The sequence below is a fragment of the Streptomyces sp. NPDC020875 genome (assembly GCF_040641415.1).
Taxonomy (GTDB): domain Bacteria; phylum Actinomycetota; class Actinomycetes; order Streptomycetales; family Streptomycetaceae; genus Streptomyces.
Genome location: NZ_JBFADP010000132.1, coordinates 1 through 3028, shown reverse-complemented (window position 1 = coordinate 3028; position 3028 = coordinate 1). Strand labels below are relative to the sequence as shown.

The window sequence follows — 3028 nt, the reverse complement described above, 5'->3', positions numbered from 1 at the left end:
CTCCGGGGGTGCCGGGGGGTACGGGGTTGAGGTGGTGGTCGAGGATGTAGGTGCGGGTGTTCCAGACGGGGGTTCCGATGGGTGCGGTGGGGGTGGTGGTTCCTGGTGTGGTGGGTGCGGCGGTGACGTCGACGGCCGCCTCCGTGGGGCCGTAGAGGTTCGCCAGTACGGCGCTACGGCCGTTGTGGTCGTGGAAGCGGTCGACCAGGTCCGTGGTCAGGGCCTCACCGCTGCACACCACCAGCCGGAGCGAAGGGGTGCTGTCGATGGTGTGGTCGGCCAGATAGGCGCCCAGCATCGAGGGCACGAAATGACAGACCGACACGGCCTCCTCCCTGATGAGGGCATTGAGGTATTCCGGCTCCTTGTGTCCGTCGGGGCGGGCGATGACGAGGGGTATGCCCTGGGCGAGGGGCCAGAAGAGTTCCCAGACGGAGACATCGAAGCTGGTGGGGGTCTTCTGAAGGACCCGGTCGGCTGCCGTGAGGTCGTAGGCGTGCTGCATCCACCGGAGTCGGTTGACGATCGCCCGGTGTTCGACCAGAACGCCCTTGGGGCGGCCGGTGGAACCGCTGGTGAAGATCAGATACGCGGGATGGTCCGGCAGCAGCGGTCGGGTCCGGTCCGCGTCCGTCACCGGCCCGTCCGGCAGTACGGCGATCTCGGCCGCCGCTCGCTCCGAACCGAGCACGATCCTCGGCACCCCGGACGCCTCGGGCAGCGCCGCCGCTCCGTCGGCGTCGGTCAGTACCAGGGCCGGACCGCCCGCCTCCAGCAGATAGCCGAGCCGTTCGGCGGGCAGGGTGAGATCGAGCGGGAGGTAGGCGGCGCCGGCGCGGACGACGGCGTGCAGGGCGATGAGGAGTTCGGGGGAGCGGGGGAGGGCGACGGCGACGATCGTCTCCGGCCCGGCGCCGTTCCCGATCAGCAGTCGGGCGAGCCGGTTGACGGCGGATTCGAAGTCGGGGCGGGAGGTTTCGGTGGATTCGAAGACCAGGGCCGGGCCTTGGGCGTCCTTCGCTCCGGCGGTGACGAGGTCGGCGAGGGTGGTGGGTCCGTCGAGGGTGACGGCGGTGTCGTTGAAGCCGTGCAGGATCAGGTCCCGCTCGGCGTCGTCGAGGAGGGTGATCTCCGAGAGGCGTACCGACGGATCAGCGGCCACGGCCGTCAGCAGCCGGATCAGCCGCTCGGCCAGCACCGCCACCGTCGACTCGTCGAAGAGATCCGCCGCGTAGCGGATTCCGCCCTCGACGTCCGTACCGGGCAGAAGGGTGCCGAAGGCCAGCTCCAGATCGAGCTTGGCGCCCCCGGTCTCCACCCAGAACTCCTCGGCCGGAACCCCGAACAGCTCCTCGGCGGACTCCTCCGCCGAGTGATAGGTGACCATCGTCTGGAACAGCGGGTTCCGGGAGCGGGACCGCTCGTGGTCCACCGCCGCCACGACCGCCTCCAGCGGCAGTTCGGCATGGGCGAACCCGGCCAGCGCCGTATCCCGGACACGCTCCACCAGCCCCGCGAAGGTGGGGTTCCCCGACAGATCGGCCCGCAGGACGAGGGTATTGAGGAAGAACCCGACCAACCCGTCGACCTCGGGACCCGGGCGGCCCGACACCGGGCTGCCCAGCGGTATGTCGTCGCCCGCGCCCAGCCGGTGCAGCAGCGCCGCCACCGCCGCGTGGGCCACCATGAACGGGGTGGCCCCCGCGCCCCGGGCCAGCCGCAGCAGCCCGTCCGCCGTCGCGGCCGGAACCGTGAACGGCACCACACCGCCCCGGTAGGTGGGCTCCGCCGGGCGGGGCCGGTCGGCGGGCAGGGCGATCTCGGCCGGGAGTCCGGCGAGGGTGTCGCGCCAGTACGCGGTCTCGGCGGCGGTCCGCGAGTCCGGGTCCTCCGGCTCGCCCAGGGTCTCCCGCTGCCAGAGCGCGTAGTCGGCGTACTGCACCGGCAGCGGACCGAACTCCGGCGCCGCACCGGCCGTACGCGCCGAGTAGGCATGGGACAGATCCGCCAGCAGCGGGGCGGCGGACGCCTCGTCGGTGGCGATGTGATGGATCAGCACCAGCAGCACCGCGTCGTCCGGGGCCGACCGCAGCAGGGTCACCCGGACCGGGAGTTCCCGGGCCAGATCGAAGGCGCGGCCACCGGCGGACTCCGCCTCGGCCCGCAGCCGCCCGGCGGCGACCTCGCGCACCTCGAACGGCACCTCGGCCCCGTCGGCGGGCAGGATCCGCTGATACGGCTCGCCCTCGAATTCGGCGATCACTGTACGCAGCACCTCGTGCCGGGCCACCACGTCGCCGACCGCCGCGCGCAGCGCATCGGTGTCGACCGGGCCCAGCAGCCGGACCGCGAGCGGCACGTTGTACACCGGGCCCGTACCGCGGACCGCGTCCAGCAGCCAGAGCCGGTGCTGGGCGTACGACAGCGGCGGACGCGCGGCCCGCCAGGCGGGGTAACTGGTGAGCGCCGGAGCCGTCGGGCCGCCGTCCGGGGCGGACCGCCGGGCGAGTCCCTCGGCCAGCCGGGCCGGGGTCCGCAGCTCGAACACGTCCCGTACGGCGCAGTCACCGCCCAGGGCCTCCCGCAGTCGGCCCGCGACCCGGGCCGCCAGCAGTGAGTGGCCGCCCAGGACGAAGAAGTCGTCGTCCGCGCCGACCGACCGCAGACCCAGCGCGTCCGCGAACACCCCGGTGGCGATCTCCTCCCGGGCGTCGCGCGGCGCGCGGCCCGTCTCCCGGTCCCCGAACAGCGGTGCGGGGAGGGCGCGTCGGTCGAGTTTGCCGTTGGGGGTGAGGGGGAGTTCGGTGAGGGTGACGAAGGCGGAGGGGACCATGTACTCCGGCAGCCGGTCCGTCGCCCAGGCCCTCAGCTCGGCGTCGTCGGGCGGAGTCGTACCGTCCACCGGGACGACATAGGCCACCAGGTGCTGGACGCCCGGGGTGTCTTCGCGGAGGTGGATGGTGGTGTGGGTGAGGTGGGGGTGGGTGGTGAGGGTGGTTTCGATTTCGGCGGGTTCGATGCGGAGGCC

Annotated in this window: 1 protein-coding gene; it reads right to left on the bottom strand. The window is 72.8% G+C overall.

Annotation, left to right across the window (positions count from 1 at the left end; genetic code table 11):
• Nucleotides 1–3028: condensation domain-containing protein (locus tag AB0G74_RS34275; RefSeq protein ID WP_361154621.1), on the bottom strand; the 3028-nt coding region annotated here is incomplete at both ends.